Source organism: Duganella sp. sic0402, assembly GCF_019219065.1.
Lineage (GTDB): Bacteria > Pseudomonadota > Gammaproteobacteria > Burkholderiales > Burkholderiaceae_D > Rugamonas.
In genome coordinates, this window is the sequence record NZ_JAHUWK010000008.1 from 141,817 (window position 1) to 157,292 (window position 15,476).

Here is a 15,476-nt window from a genome sequence, read left to right on the forward strand (position 1 = left end):
CTCCAGGTTGTTTGTGCCCATCTTTGTGATTATTGCGGTGGTCGTGTGTGTGCGATATCACCTGATGGTGGAGTCCGAGACCTCCTATGCCAGCGCCCGCTATCAGCATGAAGCCAGCGAGCTGGCCGCGCATTTGCAAAAGAGCTTGCAGCCAGCACTGCAACGGGCCGACCGCGCCAGCCTGGACGCGGCCCTGTCCGATGCGCTGCTGCTCAACGCCGACCTGAGCGACATCCGCCTCGACTATGCCGGCGGCCATCTGGAATCACAGCGCCGCGCCGGCGTCGAGCCGCAATATCCTGACTGGTTCCCGCGCGTCGCCCCGATCGGCAAACTGCAGCGCAATATCACCATCGAAAGCGCGTCGCTGGCGCTCACCTTTGAACCGGCGCGGCCGCTGAACGGCGTGTGGCGCGTGGTACACCAGCAGGCCGCCATCTCGATCTTCAACGTGCTGGTGATCTACACGCTGCTGGGCATGATCATCTTCGCCAACAAGCGCATGCTGCAACGCCTGGCCGATGCCACCAACCGCTTTCAGGCCGGCGAGCACGATGTGCGGCTGCCGGTCAGCGGCACGCTGGAAGCACGCACGCTGGCCTCCACCTTCAACAATATGGCGCAGCGCGTGCAGGCGCTGGTGCACAAGCTACAGCAAAGCCAGAATGACCTGAGCGCACAGCTGGCGCGCACGCTGCTGGCGCAACGGCAGCTACAGGTGGAGAAGGACCGCATCGAAGTGACGCTGGCCTCCATCGGCGACGCCGTCATCACCACCGACCTGACCGGCAGAATCGACACCATCAACGAAGTGGCGCAGCAGTTGACCGGCTGGCCGGAATCGCGCGCGCGCGGCATGGAGCTGCACCAGGTGTTTGTGCTGGCGAATAACTTCGGCCAGCACTCGCTGCTGAAGACCATGCGGCAGATTTACGCCGGCGGCGAGGTGGTCAAGGTCGGCAACCAGAGCCTGCGCACGCCGCTCGGCAAGACCTGCACCGTGGAGTACACCGCCAACGCCATCCGCACGCCGCAAGGCGAGGTACAAGGCTCGGTGCTGGTGTTCCGCGACGTGACCGAGCGCCGCCAGCTGATGCAGCAGATTTCCTGGCAGAGCAATCACGACATTCTGACCGGCCTGCCCAACCGCGCCGCGCTGGCGCTGCGCTTCGAACAGGAAGTGGAGCGCGCGCGCGAGCACAATCACCTGCTGGCGGTGTGCCTGTTCGATATGGACCATTTCCAGCATGTGAACCAGTCCATGGGCCAGGCTGTCGGCGACGAGATTCTGAAGCAGGCCGCCAGCCGCCTGCATGATTTTGCCGGCCAGCGCCACTATGTAGCGCGCCTCGGCGGCGATGAATTCGTGCTGCTGCTGCCGGAGTTGAACGACCGTGCCGCCATCGAATACGCGATGGGCAAGCTGATGGCCGCGTTGGCGCGTGACTACGTGTGCGACGGCAAAGCGGTCAGCATGTCGGCCAGTGTCGGCATCGCCGTCTACACCGGCAACGACATCAGCGCCGACAGCCTGCTGCGCCACGCCGACCAGGCGCTGTACCAGGCCAAGATCACCGGCCGCAACCGCCATCACTTCTTCGACGCAGACCTGGATGAACAGGTGCGCACCCACCACAACCGCCGCACCGAAGTGCGCGCGGCGGTGCGCGCCAATGAGCTGGTGCTGTACTACCAGCCCAAGCTGGATATGCGCCAGGGCCGCATCATCGGCATGGAGGCGCTGGTACGCTGGGAGCATCCACTGCGCGGCGTCATCCCGCCCGGCGAGTTCCTGCCCATCGTCGAGCACAGCGATGTGATCGTGGACATCGGCGAATGGGTGCTGCGCGAGGCGCTGAGCCAGTTGCAGTCGTGGCGCGCCTTCGACGCCGGCTGGGTGATCAGCGTGAACATCGCGGCCCGCCATTTCCAGCATCACGATTTTGTCGAGCGGCTGACCGCCATCCTGGCCGAGTTCCCGGACGTGCCGCCGCACATGCTGGAGCTGGAGATCCTGGAATCGTCGGCGCTGAGCGACATCAGCCATGTGCGCAGCATCATGCTGGATTGCCAGGCGCTGGGCATCAGTTTTGCGCTGGACGATTTTGGCACCGGCTACTCGTCGATGTCCTACCTGAAGCGCCTGCCGGCGGACATCCTGAAAATCGACCAGAGCTTCGTGCGCAATATGCTGGTGGACCGCGACGACCTGTACCTGGTCAACGCGGTGATCGGACTGGCGCGCTCGTTCGGCCTGGGCGTGATCGCCGAGGGCGTCGAGACGATCGAACACGGCGCCATGCTGATGCGCCTGGGCTGCGATCTGGTGCAGGGCTATGGCATTGCGCGGCCGATGCCGGCGGACGAGGTGCTGTCGTGGGTGGCCAGCTTTGATACAGCGCCTGTGTGGCAGGCCGCCGCCGATCTGCCGCCTATCGTCAGCCTGCACGCGGAGCCGGCCGGCGGCACCTCGCAGCTGGCTTTAATTTAAGACGCGTTCCAGCAGTTCGATCCAGTGCAGCACCGGCGTTTCGGTGCCGGATTGCAGATGCGCGGTGCAGCCGGCATTGGCGGAGACGATGGTGTGCGCGCCTGTCTCGTGCAGGTGTTCCAGTTTACGGTCGCGCAGCTGTAGCGATAACTCCGGCTGCAACAGCGAGTAGCTGCCTGCCGAGCCGCAGCACAAATGACTCTCGGCGCATAACACCACATCGACGCCGGCGGCGCGCAGCACACTTTCGACCTTGCCGCGAATTTGCTGGCCATGTTGCAGCGTGCACGGTGGATGGTAGACGACGCGCCCCGCCCCGCTGCGCTGCGCGCGACGCGCCAGTTGCGGCTCGAACTCCGGCATGATTTCGCTCAGGTCGCGCGTCAGCGCAGAGATGCGCGCAGCCTTGGCGGCATAGGCCGGATCGTGCGCCAGCAGATGGCCGTACTCCTTCACTGTCGCACCACAGCCGGACGCGGTCATGACGATGGCCTCGACCTTGCCGGCTTCCGCCCAAGGCCACCACGCATCGATATTGCGGCGCATATCGTCCAGCGCCGCCTCCTGCTGATTCATATGGTGGCGCAACGCGCCGCAGCAGCCCGCCGTGGGCGCGACCATCAGCTGCACGCCCAGCGCATCCAGCACCCGCGCCGTGGCGGCATTGATATTCGGCGCCATGGCCGGCTGCGCGCAGCCTTCCAGCACCAGCATCTTGCGCGCATGCTCGCGCGTGGGCCAGACGCCTGCGTTCTGGCGGCGCGGCAGCTTGTCCTGCAAGGCCGGCGACAGCAGCGGACGAAACACCTGCCCTGCCCGCAGCAGGGCACCAAACACGTTCTTGCGCGTCAGGCCTTCGATCAACAGCCTGCGCTTGATGCGTTCCCGCAGCGGCCGCTTGACGCGCTGCTCCACCACCTTGCGCCCGATGTCCACCAGCCGGCCGTACTGCACGCCGGACGGACAGGTGGTTTCGCAATTGCGGCAGGTCAGGCAACGGTCCAGATGCAGCTGGGTACTGCCGGTGACCGGCGCGCCTTCCAGCACCTGCTTGATCAGATAGATGCGTCCACGCGGGCCGTCCAGCTCATCGCCCAGCAGCTGATAGGTCGGACAGGTGGCCGTGCAAAAGCCGCAGTGCACGCAGGCGCGCAATATGGCCTCGGCCTCCTCGCCTTCACGCGTGTGCTTGATGAAATCGGCCAGATTAGTTTGCATACATGCGCCCCGGATTGAAGATCCCGGCAGGATCGAAGGCATGCTTCAAGCGCTGGTGTATCTTCGCCACCGCCGGCGCCAGTGGATGGAACACGCCAACGTCCTTGTCGCCGCCACGATATAAAGTCGCGTGGCCGCCTGCCGCCGCCACGCTGCGGCGTATGCTGTCCGCCTGGGCCGCGTCATCCACTTTCAGCCAGCGCTGCGCTCCCCCCCATTCAATCAGCTGTTCGCCGCGCAAAATGATCGCGCTGGCGTGCGATGGCAATGACAGCCGCCACAAGCCGCCGCCGCTGAAATGCGGATGGACCTGATCGCGCAACGACGCCCACAGCGCTGCATCGGCCGCCTCGCCGCCCAGCTTACGCTGCGCCGCAGCCACGGCGGCTTCCGCGCCGGACAGGCGCAGCGATAACATACCGCGATGCCAGCAGCTGGCCGATATCGGCAAAGGCTGGCCCGCCCATTCGTTCAGCCGCGCCAGCGCATCGATCTCGCTCATCTCAAACCGCAGGCTGGTTTCGCGCAACGGTGCCGGCAGCACCTTCAGCGACACCTCCAATATCAAGCCCAGCGTGCCAAGCGAACCGGCCAGCAGCCGCGACACATCGTAGCCCGCCACGTTCTTCATCACCTGTCCGCCGAAGCGCAGCACCTCGCCACGGCCATCCATCAGCACCGCGCCAAGCACGAAGTCGCGCACCGCACCGGCGCTTGCGCGGCGCGGGCCGGACAAGGCACTGGCAACCACGCCGCCTATCGTCGCGCCGTCGAAACGCGGCGGCTCGAACGCCAGCATCTGATTGTGCTGCGCCAGCAAGGCTTCGATTTCCGCCAGCGGCGTGCCGCAGCGCGCCGTCATCACCAGCTCCGTCGGCTCATAGGCAATGACGCCAGCATACGCCCGCGTATCCAGCAGCTCGCCTTGCATCGACTGGCCATACCAGTCCTTGCTGCCGCCGCCACGCAGGCGCAATGGCGTGCCTGCTGCACTGGCAGCGCGGATGCGGTCGGCGAAATCGGTCGTGGCTGTCATCGTCAGAAACGCGGAAGGTGAGCGAACGGCAACGCGCCGCCGCTGACGCGCATCTTGCCGAATTCGGCGCAGCGGTGCAGCGTGGGAATCGCCTTATCAGGATTCAGCAGGCCATGCGGATCGAAGCTGCGCTTGACAGAGAAGAACGCCTCCAGCTCGGCCGGTGTGAACTGCACGCACATCGAATCAATCTTCTCGATGCCGACGCCATGCTCACCGGTGATGGTACCGCCGACCGCCACGCACAGCGCCAGGATCTCCGCACCAAACGCTTCGGCGCGCTCGAACTCATCCGGAATATTCGCATTGAACAGGATCAGCGGATGCAGATTGCCATCGCCGGCATGGAATACATTGGCGCAGCGCAGGCCATATTTGCTTTCCATCGCGGCGATGCCCGCCAACACTTCGCCGAGGCGCTTGCGCGGTATGGTGCCATCCATGCAGTAGTAGTCCGGCGAAATGCGGCCGGCGGCAGGGAACGCGTTTTTGCGGCCGGACCAGAACTTCAGCCGCTCCGCCTCGGTCTGCGACACGGCAATCGCAATCGCGCCGGCCGTGTTCAGTACCGCCGTCATGCGTGCGATTTCCTCTTCCACTTCCTCTACCGTGCCATCCGCTTCGCACAGCAGGATGGCGGCGGCCTCGGTATCGTAGCCCGCCTTGACGAAGGGCTCCACCATGCGTGAGGAAGTCTGGTCCATCATTTCCAGGCCGGCCGGGATGATGCCGGCGGCGATCAGCGCCGCCACCGCGTGGCAGCCCTTCACGACCTCGTCGAACGAGGCCATGATCACGCGCGCGGTGGCCGGCTTGGGCACCAGCTTCACCGTCACCTCGGTAACGATGCCCAGCATGCCCTCGGAACCGATGAATACCGACAGCAGATCCAGTCCCGGCGCGTCCGGCGCTTCGCTGCCCAGCTCCACCACCTCGCCATCAATCGTCACCACCCGCGCGCGCAGCACGTTGTGCACGGTCAGGCCATACTTCAGGCAATGCACGCCGCCCGAGTTCTCCGCCACATTGCCGCCGATGGTGCAGGCGATCTGCGACGACGGATCGGGCGCATAGTACAAACCGTATTGCGCGGCCGCCTCGGAAATCGCCAGATTGCGCACGCCCGGCTGCACCACCGCCGTGCGCGAATATGCATCCATGCGCACGATGCGGTTCAGGCGCGCAGTGGACAGCACCACGCCATCGGCAATTGGCATCGCGCCGCCGGACAAGCCGGTGCCAGCGCCGCGCGGCACCACCGGAACGCCCAGCGCGCGGCAGATGTTCAGCACCGCCAGCACCTGCGCCTCGCTGTCCGGCAGCACCACAATCATCGGCAACTGGCGATACGCAGCCAGCCCGTCGCACTCGTAGGGGCGGGTATCCTCCGGCGCCGACAACACGGCGCGCGCAGGCAGCGCATGCTGCAGTGCCGCAGCCACCTGCGCGCGTCGGGAGCCGAGGTCGGAAACGTTGTTCATGGGGCCATTGTAAGCACAAACCTCCGTCCGAAGCCAAATCCGCCGCCGATTTGTTGTATTCTTCGGAGCGCAGCTACATCACACCTTTAAAGCGGATTATGGAACAGAATTTTGAACAGGACTGGCTCCTGGCCTTGGAACAGCGTTTTGGCGTGCAGGGCAAGATCGCCCAGGTCGCGCTGGATGGACGGCCTCGCATGCTGGTGTATTACTTCGAGGACTTCCCGGCAACGGGGATGCTGACTGCGGTCACCGCCGGCCTGTCCAACGCCACCCATCCAAGCTGGGTCAATGGCAAGCCAGAACTGAGCTTCACGCTGCACACCAGGGACGCCGGCTGGGGCAGCGCCGCCGCCTACATCGCGCAGTCGTTCTTTAACGATAGTGCGTTCCATTATCAGGCGTCGTTCAAGCTGGACCAGCCTATGTCCAAAGATAGCGCGATGAACGCCTGCTTTGTCTACCGTCCGCAATACATGAACGACGAGCAGGTCAAATTCGAGCTGCCAGACCGCACCATCTTCCTGGCCGGCCTGTTCCCCATGTATGATGAGGAAGTGCCGCTGTACGAAACCAAGGGCCTGATGGATTTCTGGAATACGCCAGGCTTCGATCCCTACAATCCGCGCCGCGCCAGCATCGCCACCAAGGACTGAACAGCATGGGCAACCGACTCTCGAAAATCGCCACCCGCACCGGTGATGGCGGCACCACCGGGCTTGGTGACGGCAGCCGCACCGACAAGGATAGCGTGCGCATCACCGCCATCGGCGAGGTGGATGAACTGAACTCGCATCTCGGCCTGCTGCTGTGCGAAGACATGCCGGCCGATCTGCGCGATGAACTGGTCACCATCCAGCACGATCTGTTCGACCTGGGCGGCGAGCTGTGCATTCCCGGCTACCAGATGATCAAGGAAGCGCACGTCGAACGCCTCGATGCGCTGCTGGCCAAGTACAACGCCACGCTGCCGCCGCTGACGGAGTTCATTCTGCCGGCCGGCTCGCGCGCGGCGGCGCAGGCGCACGTCTGCCGCACCGTCTGCCGGCGCGCGGAACGCGCCATGGTCACACTGGGCAAGGCGGAAACCATTCATGCGCATCCGCGCCAGTACGTCAACCGCCTGTCGGATCTGCTGTTTGTGTTGTCGCGCGTGTTGAACCGTCATGCCGGCGGCACCGATGTGCTGTGGCAGCACCAGCGCAAGCGCGATTAATCATCGAATAGCCGCGCCATCCCCTGCGCCATGCTGAGGCGCGACGCGCTGGCCGGATAGGCGCTGGAAATCAGCGCCACCTGCTCGTCGGAGGACAGCTTGCGGTAGAAGCTGACGATATCCGTAGCCGCCCAGCCCGCGCGATACGCCAGTATCATACCCAGCTGATCAGCCTCGGACTCCTGCAAGCTGGATAATCTGGACAGGCGGATTTGCAGTGACAGGTCGCTGTCCAGCCGTGCCATCACCACCTCCAGCGGCACGGCCGGGTGGCGGTTCAGCAGCAGCGCCTCCGAAAACGTCTCACGATGATGTTCAGCCAGCGCGTGCGCCACTTCATGCGCCAGCAGCATCGCCAGCTCGCCATCGCTCAGCTCCAGGCGGCGCACAAAAGCACTACCGACCAACATTTTGCCGCCAGCCATGCAGATGGCCTCCACCTCAGGATCACTGGTGGTGTGTAACTTCCACTGCCATTGCGCCGCCTCCGGTTTCAGCTGAACCGCCACCCGTATCAATTCCGTGCTGATGTAGCGCAGCCGCGCCAGCAGGCGGCGATCCTCATCCAGCTTGCCAGCCGCAGCCAGGTCGACGGTGCGGTCGATATAGCGGTCTTCCATGCTGGCGTCCACCTCTTCCGCGCTGAACAGCAGCTCCTGCGCGCGGCCGGACTCCGGCACCTGGGCATGGGCGGCGGCGCAGGCCAGCAGCAGACAGGCGGTCATCGAGGAAAAAGCATGCATGGCGATATAAACGGGATAAACTGTTTATATCAAGTTAGGACACGAATCCTCCGCGCACAAGAAAAAAGCCGCCCGAAGGCGGCTTTTCCGCGGCAAAACAACAATCAGCCGTTATTCACAACCAGACGCGGTTCGTCGCTCAGGTAGCGCTGCTTGATCGACGCGGTAATGCCGGCGGCGTCCAGGCCGACGCCGGCCAGCAGCTTGGCCGGATCGCCATGATCGATAAACTTGTCAGGCAGGCCAAGCATCAGCACCGGTTTGACGATGCCTGCTTCCGCCAGCGCTTCCGCCACGGCCGCGCCGGCGCCGCCCATGATGCAACCTTCTTCGACGGTCACGAAATAATCGTGATCGGCCGCCAGCTGCTTCACCAGTTCCACATCGAGCGGCTTGACGAAGCGCATATTGGCCACCGTGGCGTTCAGCGTTTCGCCGGCGGCCAGCGAAGGCGCCACCATCGAGCCAAACGCCAGGATGGCGATCTTCTGGCCCGAGCGCTTGATTTCGCCCTTGCCGATGGCGATCGTGGTGAGTTCCGGTTTGATCGCCGCGCCAACGCCGGCGCCGCGTGGATAGCGGATTGCGGCCGGGCCGTTGTAGTGATAGCCGGTGGTCAGCATCTGACGGCATTCGTTTTCGTCCGATGCAGCCATCACCACCATATTCGGGATGCAGCGCAGGTAAGCCAGGTCATAATTACCGGCGTGGGTGGCGCCATCGGCGCCCACCAGGCCGGCACGGTCCAGCGCAAAGGTCACGTCCAGGTTTTGCAGCGCCACGTCGTGGATCAGCTGATCGTATGCGCGCTGCAGGAAGGTCGAGTAAATCGCTACCACCGGCTTCAGGCTTTCGCAGGCCAGGCCGGCGGCGAAGGTCACCGAATGCTGCTCGGCGATGCCGACGTCGAAGTAGCGGTCCGGATATTCCTGATCGAAGCGCACCATGCCCGAACCTTCGCGCATGGCCGGCGTAATGCCGACCAGCTTCTTGTCGGCGGCGGCCATATCGCACAGCCAGTCGCCGAATACCTCGGTATAGGTTTTCTTCGATGGCGCGGCGGCCGGCTTGATGCCTTCGGCCGGATTGAACTTGCCGGTGCCGTGGTACAGGATAGGCTCGGCCTCGGCCAGCTTGTAGCCCTGGCCTTTCTTGGTGACGACGTGCAGGAACTGCGGGCCTTTCAGCTGCTTGATGTTCTGCAGCGTTGGAATCAGCGAATCCAGGTCGTGGCCATCGATCGGGCCGATGTAGTTGAAGCCGAATTCCTCGAACATCGTGGCTGGCACCACCATGCCCTTGGCATGTTCCTCCAGCTTCTTCGCCAGCTCCAGCACCGGACCAGGCAGCACCGACTTGCCGACGTTCTTGGCGGCCGCATAGAACTGGCCGGACATCAGCCGCGCCAGGTAGCGGTTCAGCGCACCCACCGGCGGCGAGATCGACATATCGTTATCGTTGAGGATCACCAGCAGGTTGACATCATCCTGCACGCCGGCGTTGTTCAGCGCCTCGAACGCCATGCCGGCGGTCATCGAGCCGTCGCCGATGACGGCGATGGCGTGGCGGTGCTCGCCCTTGATCTTGGCCGCCTGCGCCATGCCCAGCGCCGCCGAGATCGAAGTCGACGAGTGCGCGGTGCCAAAAGTGTCGTATTCGGATTCGTCGCGTTTCGGGAAGCCGGAGATGCCGTCCATCTGGCGCAGCGTATGCATGCGGTCGCGGCGGCCGGTCAGAATCTTGTGCGAATAGGTCTGGTGGCCCACGTCCCAGACGATGCGGTCGTGCGGCGTGTTGAACACATAGTGCAGCGCCACCGTCAGCTCCACCGTGCCCAGGTTGGACGACAGGTGGCCGCCGGTCTTCGACACGGAATCGAGCAGGTAGGCGCGCAGCTCATGCGCCAGCGGCGTCAGTTGGTTGTACGGCAGTTTGCGTACATCGGCCGGGGAATGTATTTTTTCGAGCAAGTTCATTTATGCCTTCCGCTGCACGATCAAATCCGCGAGTTCGCGTAATCGCAAAGCTTTATCTCCAAACGGTTCGAGCGCTGCGTGCGCTTCGAGCCGCAATTGTTCCGCCAGCGCGCGCGACGGTTCCAGACCCAGGATGGATACATAGGTCGGCTTGTTGTCGGCGGCGTCCTTGCCGGCGGTTTTGCCCAGCGTGGCCGAATCGGCCGTCGCGTCGAGCACATCGTCCACCACCTGGAACGCCAGGCCGATGGCGCGCGCATAGACATTCAGCGCGCTCAATTCTTGCTCCGTCAAATCCTTGCCGGCCAGCGCGCCCAGCACCACCGAGGCGCGCAGCAGTGCGCCGGTCTTCAGCTGATGCATCTGCTCCAGCTGGGCCAAAGTCAGGCTGATGCCGACGCTATCCAGGTCGATCGCCTGGCCGCCGCACATGCCGGCCGAGCCGGACGCAGTGCCCAGCAAACGCAGCATCGCCAGCACGCGCGCCGGCGGCACGCCGTCCGCTTCGGACAGCACCACAAAGGCTTGCGATTGCAGCGCGTCGCCGACCAGCAGCGCGGTCGCTTCGTCATAAGCCACATGCACGGTAGGCTTGCCGCGACGCAGTTCGTCGTCGTCCATGCACGGCATATCGTCGTGCACCAGCGAATAGGCGTGGATCATTTCCACTGCAGCCGCAGCGCGGCTCAGCGTGTTGGCGTCGGCGCCAAACAGCGTGCCGGCCGCATACACCAGCAGCGGACGCACGCGCTTGCCACCGCCCAGCAGCGCATAGCGCATGGCTTCGTGCAGCTTGGCCGGGATCACGTCGGCGGCCGGCAGGAAAGCGGATAAATCGTTTTCCGATCCTGCCTGCACGGTTTTCATCCAGTCGTCGAAAGCGGCGCTCATTGTTCACCCTCACCGGTGGCGACGAAGGGCTTGAGCATCTCGCCTTCCAGCACTTTGACCTGGGATTCGACTTTTTCCAGCTGGGCGGCGCAGAACTTCACCAGCTCCGAGCCGCGCGCATAGGCGGCCACCGAAGCGTCCAGCGGCAATTGGCCTGCTTCCATTTGCGCGACCAGTTGTGCCAGTTCCGCCATCGCTTCTTCAAACGAAGCGGGAGCGAGGGCGGCGGCGGTCGCGTCGGCAGTTAATTTCTTAGACATAGTTATTCAGTTATCTTTGGCACAACAATGCATGGCCTGCGCAGTGTAGCCCGGTATTTTAGAACAAACCACCTTATCCCGTGGAACATTAGCAGCCAGCTCTGGATTTTAGCGCAATCGCCCCCATTTGCCGTACAAGCATGCAGGAATTGCAAGTTTTCGCACAATAAACGAGCACATCAGGCTGCCTCTTGAGAGTAAAACACGGTATAATCGCCGGTTCTGTCCTAAATACCACCTCAACGCATTCGAATGCGGGTTGTCTTTACGGATTCTGTCTCTTCTTGGTTTGAATTTTTAATTAAGGGGGGTTTGGATGTCCGATCTGGGTACCCACGCCAAGCTAGCGCGCCCAACCGCGCAACTTCCGGTTAACGTCTATTTTGACGAAACGCTACTGCAGCGTGAAATGCAGCAACTTTTTAAGGCCGGTCCGCGTTACATCGGACATGAGCTGATGGTGCCGAATGTCGGCGATTTTGCGACCCTCGCCTCCGAGAACGAAGGCCGCATGCTGGTGCGTAACGCCAATGGCCTGGAGCTGCTGTCCAACGTCTGCCGTCACCGCCAGGCGCTGATGTTCAACGGCCGCGGCAACGCCAACAATATTGTGTGCCCGTTGCACCGCTGGACTTATGACCTCAAGGGCGAATTGATCGGTGCGCCGCATTTCCCTGAAACGCCATGCCTGAACCTGCCAAAGACCCAGCTGCAAAGCTGGAACGGCCTGCTGTTCGAGCAAAACGGCTACAACGTCATGGAAACGCTGAAGGACCTGTCCGTCACCAAGGACCTGGATTTCAGCGGCTATATGCTGGACCACGTCGAAGTCCACAACTGCGACTACAACTGGAAGACCTTCATCGAGGTCTATCTGGAGGACTATCACGTCGAGCCGTTCCACCCCGGCCTGGGCAGCTTCGTCACCTGTGACGACCTGCGCTGGGAATTCGGCCGCGAGTACAGCGTGCAGACAGTGGGCGTGCACAAGGGCCTGCAGAAGTCCGGTTCGGAACTCTACAAGCGCTGGCAGGAACAGGTGCTGAAGTTCCGTGGCGGCGAACCGCCGCCATACGGCGCCATCTGGCTGACGCTCTACCCGAACATCATGGTCGAGTGGTATCCGCATGTGCTGATCGTGTCGACACTGTGGCCGGAAGGTCCGCAACGCACCAAGAATGTGGTGGAGTTCTACTATCCTGAAGAAATCGTGCTGTTCGAGCGCGAGTTCATCGAGGCCGAACGCGCCGCCTATATGGAAACCTGTATCGAGGACGACGAGATCGGCCAGCGCATGGACGCCGGCCGCAAGGCGCTGCTCGACCGGGGCGAAAACGACGGCGGGCCTTATCAATCACCGATGGAAGACGGCATGCAGCACTTCCATGAGTGGTACAGAAGCAAAAATTTATAAGGTGTAAGGAAGATGCAGTCACTTTGGATGTTGTTTGCGAGTTTCATGTTTGCTGTGATGGGGGTGTGCGTCAAGCTAGCCTCGACAGAGTTCTCAACATCCGAATTGGTCATGTACCGGGGCGTGGTCGGCATCATCGTCCTGGCCAGCATGATCAAGCTGCAAGGCGGCAGCTTCCGCACCACCATGCCGGGCGCCCATCTGTGGCGCAGCGTCATCGGCGTGATCTCGCTGTGGCTGTGGTATTACTCGATCGGCGAGCTGCCACTGGCCACGGCCATGACCCTCAATTATCTTTCCCCGATCTGGATCGCCGTGTGGCTGTTCGCCATGGGCTGGTGGCATGCCAAGGGCGATGTCAAATGGCCGCTGATGGTGGCCGTGGCCGCCAGCTTTGTCGGCGTGACGCTGTTGCTGCGGCCGGCCTTCCACGCCAATCAGCTGACGCCGGCGCTGATCGCACTGGGCTCCTCGATGCTGACCGCAATGGCGTATATGCAGGTGCGCAAGCTGGGCCTGGCCGGCGAGCCGGAAAACCGCGTGGTGTTCTACTTCACCGTGATGAACCTGGTGGCCGGCATTGCCGGAGTCTACCTCACCGGCGGCGCCAACGGCCCGGAATGGCATCCGGTCACCTCGTGGCGCAGCGGCTTGCTGCTGCTGGCGATAGGCGTGTGCGCCACCAGCGCGCAGATCGCCATGACGCGCGCCTACCGCCTGGGCAATACACTGGTGGTGGCCAATCTGCAGTACACCGGCATTGTGTTCTCCAGCGTCTGGGGCGTGCTGGTGTTCGGCGATGTATTCGACTGGCACAGCTGGGCCGGCATCGGCATCATTCTTTTGTCCGGCATGGCCGCGACGTTCTACAATACCCGCAGCACCGATAAAGGCAAGGCCATTTCGAAAACCGATCCCATCGCCAGCGAAGTATAAGGAAACGCTCCATGCACACTACCCTGATCGACGCCGTCACCCTGTCCCGCCATTTGCAAGATCCGAACTGGGTCATCCTCGATTGCCGCCATGACCTGATGCATCCGAACGCGGGACGCGACAGCTTCGCCATCGACCATATCGCTGGCGCGCAATTCGCCAATGTGGATACGGATTTGTCGGGCGCGAAGACAGGCGTGGATGGCAAATTCCTGGGCCGCCATCCGCTGCCGGGACGCGCGGCGCTGATCGACACGCTGCGCGGCTGGGGCATCAATGACACCACCCAGGTGGTGGCGTACGATGCGCACGGCGGCATGTTCGCGGCGCGCCTGTGGTGGCTGCTGCGCTGGGTCGGCCATCCGGCGGTGGCGGTGCTGGATGGCGGCCTGGCCGCCTGGCAGGCGGCTGGCCTGCCGATGGTAACGCACGCCGAGCGCCGCACGCCGGGCGAGATCAGCGAGCGCGCCGCGCTGGTGTCGACGGTGAGTGCCGACGAGGTGCTGGCCAACCTGGCGACACAAGCCCGCACCGTGGTCGACGCCCGCGCGGCCGACCGCTATCGCGGCGAAAACGAAACCATCGATCCGGTCGGCGGCCACATCCCTGGCGCCAAAAACCGCTTCTTCAAGGACAACCTGAGCGCCGACGGCCGCTTCAAGGACGCCGCACAGCTGAAGGCCGAATTCGCACCGTTGTTCGGGCAGCCAGCGCAAGCCATCATGCAATGCGGCTCAGGCGTCACCGCCTGCCACAACCTGCTGGCCCTGGAAATCGCCGGCCTCCCCGGCGCCGCGCTCTACCCCGGCTCGTGGAGCGAATGGGTAGCCGACCCAAGCCGCCCGGTGGCCACCGGCCCCAACTAGGATTTACGCGTGTGCCGCGCCCAGCGCATGATGGTGATGTGCCGGGCGCTCAGCAATCATGTCAAGCGCCTTACCTCAGCGTAACAGTTGCCTGTCTTACTGGCTTTAGTGGCTTTAGTGGCGTCCGCCGACCAGGAACACCACGATGGCCACGCCGGTGGCGATCAGCAGCACTTGCGGGATGGATTCGCGCAAGGTGGCGCGGCGCTGCATCTGCGGCATCAGGTCGCTGACGGCGATGTAGATGAAGCCGGACGAGGCAAACACCAGCACGTAAGGAATCAGGCTGCTGGCGCGGTCCAGCGTGTAGTAGCCCAGCAGGCCGCCGGCGATCGACAGCATGCTGCACAGCAGGTTGTAGACATAGGCCCGCGTGCGCGAGAAGCCGGCATTCAGCAGCACGATAAAGTCGCCGATTTCCTGCGGAATCTCGTGGGCGATGATGGCCAGGCCGGTGATCAGGCCCAGTTGCGGATCGGCCAGGAAGGCGGCGGCAATCAGGATGCCGTCGGTGAAATTGTGCATGCCATCGCCGACCAGGATCATCCAGCCGGCCTTGCCGGCCTCCAGCTTGTCATGCCCGTGATGGTGGTGATGGCCGTCGTGCTCGTGGTGGTGCGAATGGCGCAAGATGGCCAGTTTTTCAAGCAGGAAGAACGCCAGCAAGCCGCCCAGCAGCGTGGCGAACAGGCTGCGCGCGCTGGCCTGTGACTCGAACGCTTCCGGCAAGGCGTGCAGCAGCGAGGTCGACAGCATCAGCCCGACCGACAGGCTGACCATGCGCTCGACCACCTTGGACAGCAAGGTAAACGAGAACACCGCCGCCGCAGTGATGCTCACTACGCCAGCCAGGGTGGTTGCCAGTATGATTGAAATGAGTACGGGATCGATGTTATAGCCTCTGGTACTGAAGCGGCGGGCGTTCAGGCGCATGCCGGGCCGTTATTT

14 protein-coding genes are annotated in these 15,476 nt (G+C 63.3%); 6 read left to right on the plus strand and 8 right to left on the minus strand.

Annotated elements, in window-relative coordinates; translation table 11 throughout:
- The first annotated feature begins 64 nt into the window (after nt 1-64).
- Nucleotides 65-2,491 (plus strand): bifunctional diguanylate cyclase/phosphodiesterase, encoded by a 2,427-nt coding sequence (locus tag KW842_RS19110; RefSeq protein ID WP_229223790.1) that lies wholly within the window; start codon nt 65-67, stop codon nt 2,489-2,491.
- On the opposite strand, the gene glcF is transcribed toward KW842_RS19110, so the two are convergent.
- The 3 genes from glcF to KW842_RS19125 are packed head-to-tail and all read right to left on the minus strand — an operon-like array spanning nt 2,483 to nt 6,226.
- Nucleotides 2,483-3,709: a glycolate oxidase subunit GlcF gene (gene glcF / locus KW842_RS19115; protein WP_218305709.1), complete on the minus strand. Its 1,227-nt coding sequence runs from the start codon at nt 3,707-3,709 to the stop codon at nt 2,483-2,485. The two genes, KW842_RS19110 and glcF, sit on opposite strands and share 9 nt — an antisense overlap.
- The gene (gene glcE, locus KW842_RS19120; protein ID WP_218305710.1) at nt 3,699-4,745 is read right to left on the minus strand and encodes a glycolate oxidase subunit GlcE; all 1,047 of its coding nucleotides are present in this window, start codon (nt 4,743-4,745) and stop codon (nt 3,699-3,701) included. The genes glcF and glcE overlap by 11 nt, the downstream gene beginning before the upstream one ends.
- A 2-nt stretch (nt 4,746-4,747) precedes the next feature.
- Nucleotides 4,748-6,226 carry an FAD-linked oxidase C-terminal domain-containing protein gene (locus KW842_RS19125; RefSeq protein ID WP_218305711.1) on the minus strand — a complete coding sequence of 493 codons (1,479 nt, stop codon included), beginning with the start codon at nt 6,224-6,226 and terminating at the stop codon, nt 4,748-4,750.
- Between the two features lie 98 nt (nt 6,227-6,324).
- Here KW842_RS19125 and KW842_RS19130 point away from each other — a divergent pair, with 98 nt between their 5' ends.
- Nucleotides 6,325-6,882 (plus strand): suppressor of fused domain protein, encoded by a 558-nt coding sequence (locus tag KW842_RS19130; RefSeq protein WP_218305712.1) that lies wholly within the window; start codon nt 6,325-6,327, stop codon nt 6,880-6,882.
- Between the two features lie 5 nt (nt 6,883-6,887).
- Nucleotides 6,888-7,442: a cob(I)yrinic acid a,c-diamide adenosyltransferase gene (locus KW842_RS19135; RefSeq protein WP_218305713.1), complete on the plus strand. Its 555-nt coding sequence runs from the start codon at nt 6,888-6,890 to the stop codon at nt 7,440-7,442.
- Here KW842_RS19135 and KW842_RS19140 read toward each other — a convergent pair.
- The 4 genes from KW842_RS19140 to KW842_RS19155 all read right to left on the minus strand — a co-directional run bounded on the left by KW842_RS19140 (nt 7,439) and on the right by KW842_RS19155 (nt 11,312).
- Nucleotides 7,439-8,185 carry a M48 family metalloprotease gene (locus KW842_RS19140; protein ID WP_218305714.1) on the minus strand — a complete coding sequence of 249 codons (747 nt, stop codon included), beginning with the start codon at nt 8,183-8,185 and terminating at the stop codon, nt 7,439-7,441. The genes KW842_RS19135 and KW842_RS19140 overlap by 4 nt on opposite strands.
- Nucleotides 8,186-8,289: 104 nt before the next feature.
- Nucleotides 8,290-10,161: a 1-deoxy-D-xylulose-5-phosphate synthase gene (gene dxs, locus KW842_RS19145; RefSeq protein ID WP_218305715.1), complete on the minus strand. Its 1,872-nt coding sequence runs from the start codon at nt 10,159-10,161 to the stop codon at nt 8,290-8,292.
- Nucleotides 10,162-11,052 (minus strand): polyprenyl synthetase family protein, encoded by an 891-nt coding sequence (locus tag KW842_RS19150; protein ID WP_218305716.1) that lies wholly within the window; start codon nt 11,050-11,052, stop codon nt 10,162-10,164. It abuts the gene before it with no gap.
- Nucleotides 11,049-11,312 carry an exodeoxyribonuclease VII small subunit gene (locus KW842_RS19155; protein ID WP_218305717.1) on the minus strand — a complete coding sequence of 88 codons (264 nt, stop codon included), beginning with the start codon at nt 11,310-11,312 and terminating at the stop codon, nt 11,049-11,051. Before KW842_RS19155 ends, KW842_RS19150 begins: the two co-directional genes overlap by 4 nt.
- A 316-nt stretch (nt 11,313-11,628) precedes the next feature.
- Here KW842_RS19155 and KW842_RS19160 point away from each other — a divergent pair, with 316 nt between their 5' ends.
- The 3 genes from KW842_RS19160 to KW842_RS19170 are packed head-to-tail and all read left to right on the plus strand — an operon-like array spanning nt 11,629 to nt 14,528.
- Complete coding sequence (locus KW842_RS19160) at nt 11,629-12,726, plus strand: aromatic ring-hydroxylating dioxygenase subunit alpha (RefSeq protein WP_218305718.1); 1,098 nt, start codon at nt 11,629-11,631, stop codon at nt 12,724-12,726.
- A 12-nt stretch (nt 12,727-12,738) separates the two neighbouring features.
- The gene (locus KW842_RS19165; RefSeq protein WP_218305719.1) at nt 12,739-13,662 is read left to right on the plus strand and encodes a DMT family transporter; all 924 of its coding nucleotides are present in this window, start codon (nt 12,739-12,741) and stop codon (nt 13,660-13,662) included.
- Nucleotides 13,663-13,673: 11 nt separating this feature from the next.
- Complete coding sequence (locus tag KW842_RS19170; RefSeq protein WP_218305720.1) at nt 13,674-14,528, plus strand: sulfurtransferase; 855 nt, start codon at nt 13,674-13,676, stop codon at nt 14,526-14,528.
- A gap of 114 nt (nt 14,529-14,642) precedes the next feature.
- Here the strand turns inward: KW842_RS19170 and KW842_RS19175 are convergent, their stop codons facing one another.
- Entirely contained in the window at nt 14,643-15,347 is a 705-nt protein-coding gene (locus KW842_RS19175) for a ZIP family metal transporter (RefSeq protein ID WP_218305850.1), read from the minus strand.
- Between the last annotated feature and the right edge of the window lie 129 nt (nt 15,348-15,476).

Excerpts from the sequence above, each read along its gene's own strand:
- KW842_RS19110 (WP_229223790.1), top strand. The coding sequence starts at position 65 with ATGGTGGAGTCCGAGACCTCCTATGCCAGCGCCCGCTATCAGCATGAA.
- glcF (WP_218305709.1), bottom strand. The coding sequence starts at position 3,709 with ATGCAAACTAATCTGGCCGATTTCATCAAGCACACGCGTGAAGGCGAG.
- glcE (WP_218305710.1), bottom strand. The coding sequence starts at position 4,745 with ATGACAGCCACGACCGATTTCGCCGACCGCATCCGCGCTGCCAGTGCA.
- KW842_RS19125 (WP_218305711.1), bottom strand. The coding sequence starts at position 6,226 with ATGAACAACGTTTCCGACCTCGGCTCCCGACGCGCGCAGGTGGCTGCG.
- KW842_RS19130 (WP_218305712.1), top strand. The coding sequence starts at position 6,325 with ATGGAACAGAATTTTGAACAGGACTGGCTCCTGGCCTTGGAACAGCGT.
- KW842_RS19135 (WP_218305713.1), top strand. The coding sequence starts at position 6,888 with ATGGGCAACCGACTCTCGAAAATCGCCACCCGCACCGGTGATGGCGGC.
- KW842_RS19140 (WP_218305714.1), bottom strand. The coding sequence starts at position 8,185 with ATGCATGCTTTTTCCTCGATGACCGCCTGTCTGCTGCTGGCCTGCGCC.
- dxs (WP_218305715.1), bottom strand. The coding sequence starts at position 10,161 with ATGAACTTGCTCGAAAAAATACATTCCCCGGCCGATGTACGCAAACTG.
- KW842_RS19150 (WP_218305716.1), bottom strand. The coding sequence starts at position 11,052 with ATGAGCGCCGCTTTCGACGACTGGATGAAAACCGTGCAGGCAGGATCG.
- KW842_RS19155 (WP_218305717.1), bottom strand. The coding sequence starts at position 11,312 with ATGTCTAAGAAATTAACTGCCGACGCGACCGCCGCCGCCCTCGCTCCC.
- KW842_RS19160 (WP_218305718.1), top strand. The coding sequence starts at position 11,629 with ATGTCCGATCTGGGTACCCACGCCAAGCTAGCGCGCCCAACCGCGCAA.
- KW842_RS19165 (WP_218305719.1), top strand. The coding sequence starts at position 12,739 with ATGCAGTCACTTTGGATGTTGTTTGCGAGTTTCATGTTTGCTGTGATG.
- KW842_RS19170 (WP_218305720.1), top strand. The coding sequence starts at position 13,674 with ATGCACACTACCCTGATCGACGCCGTCACCCTGTCCCGCCATTTGCAA.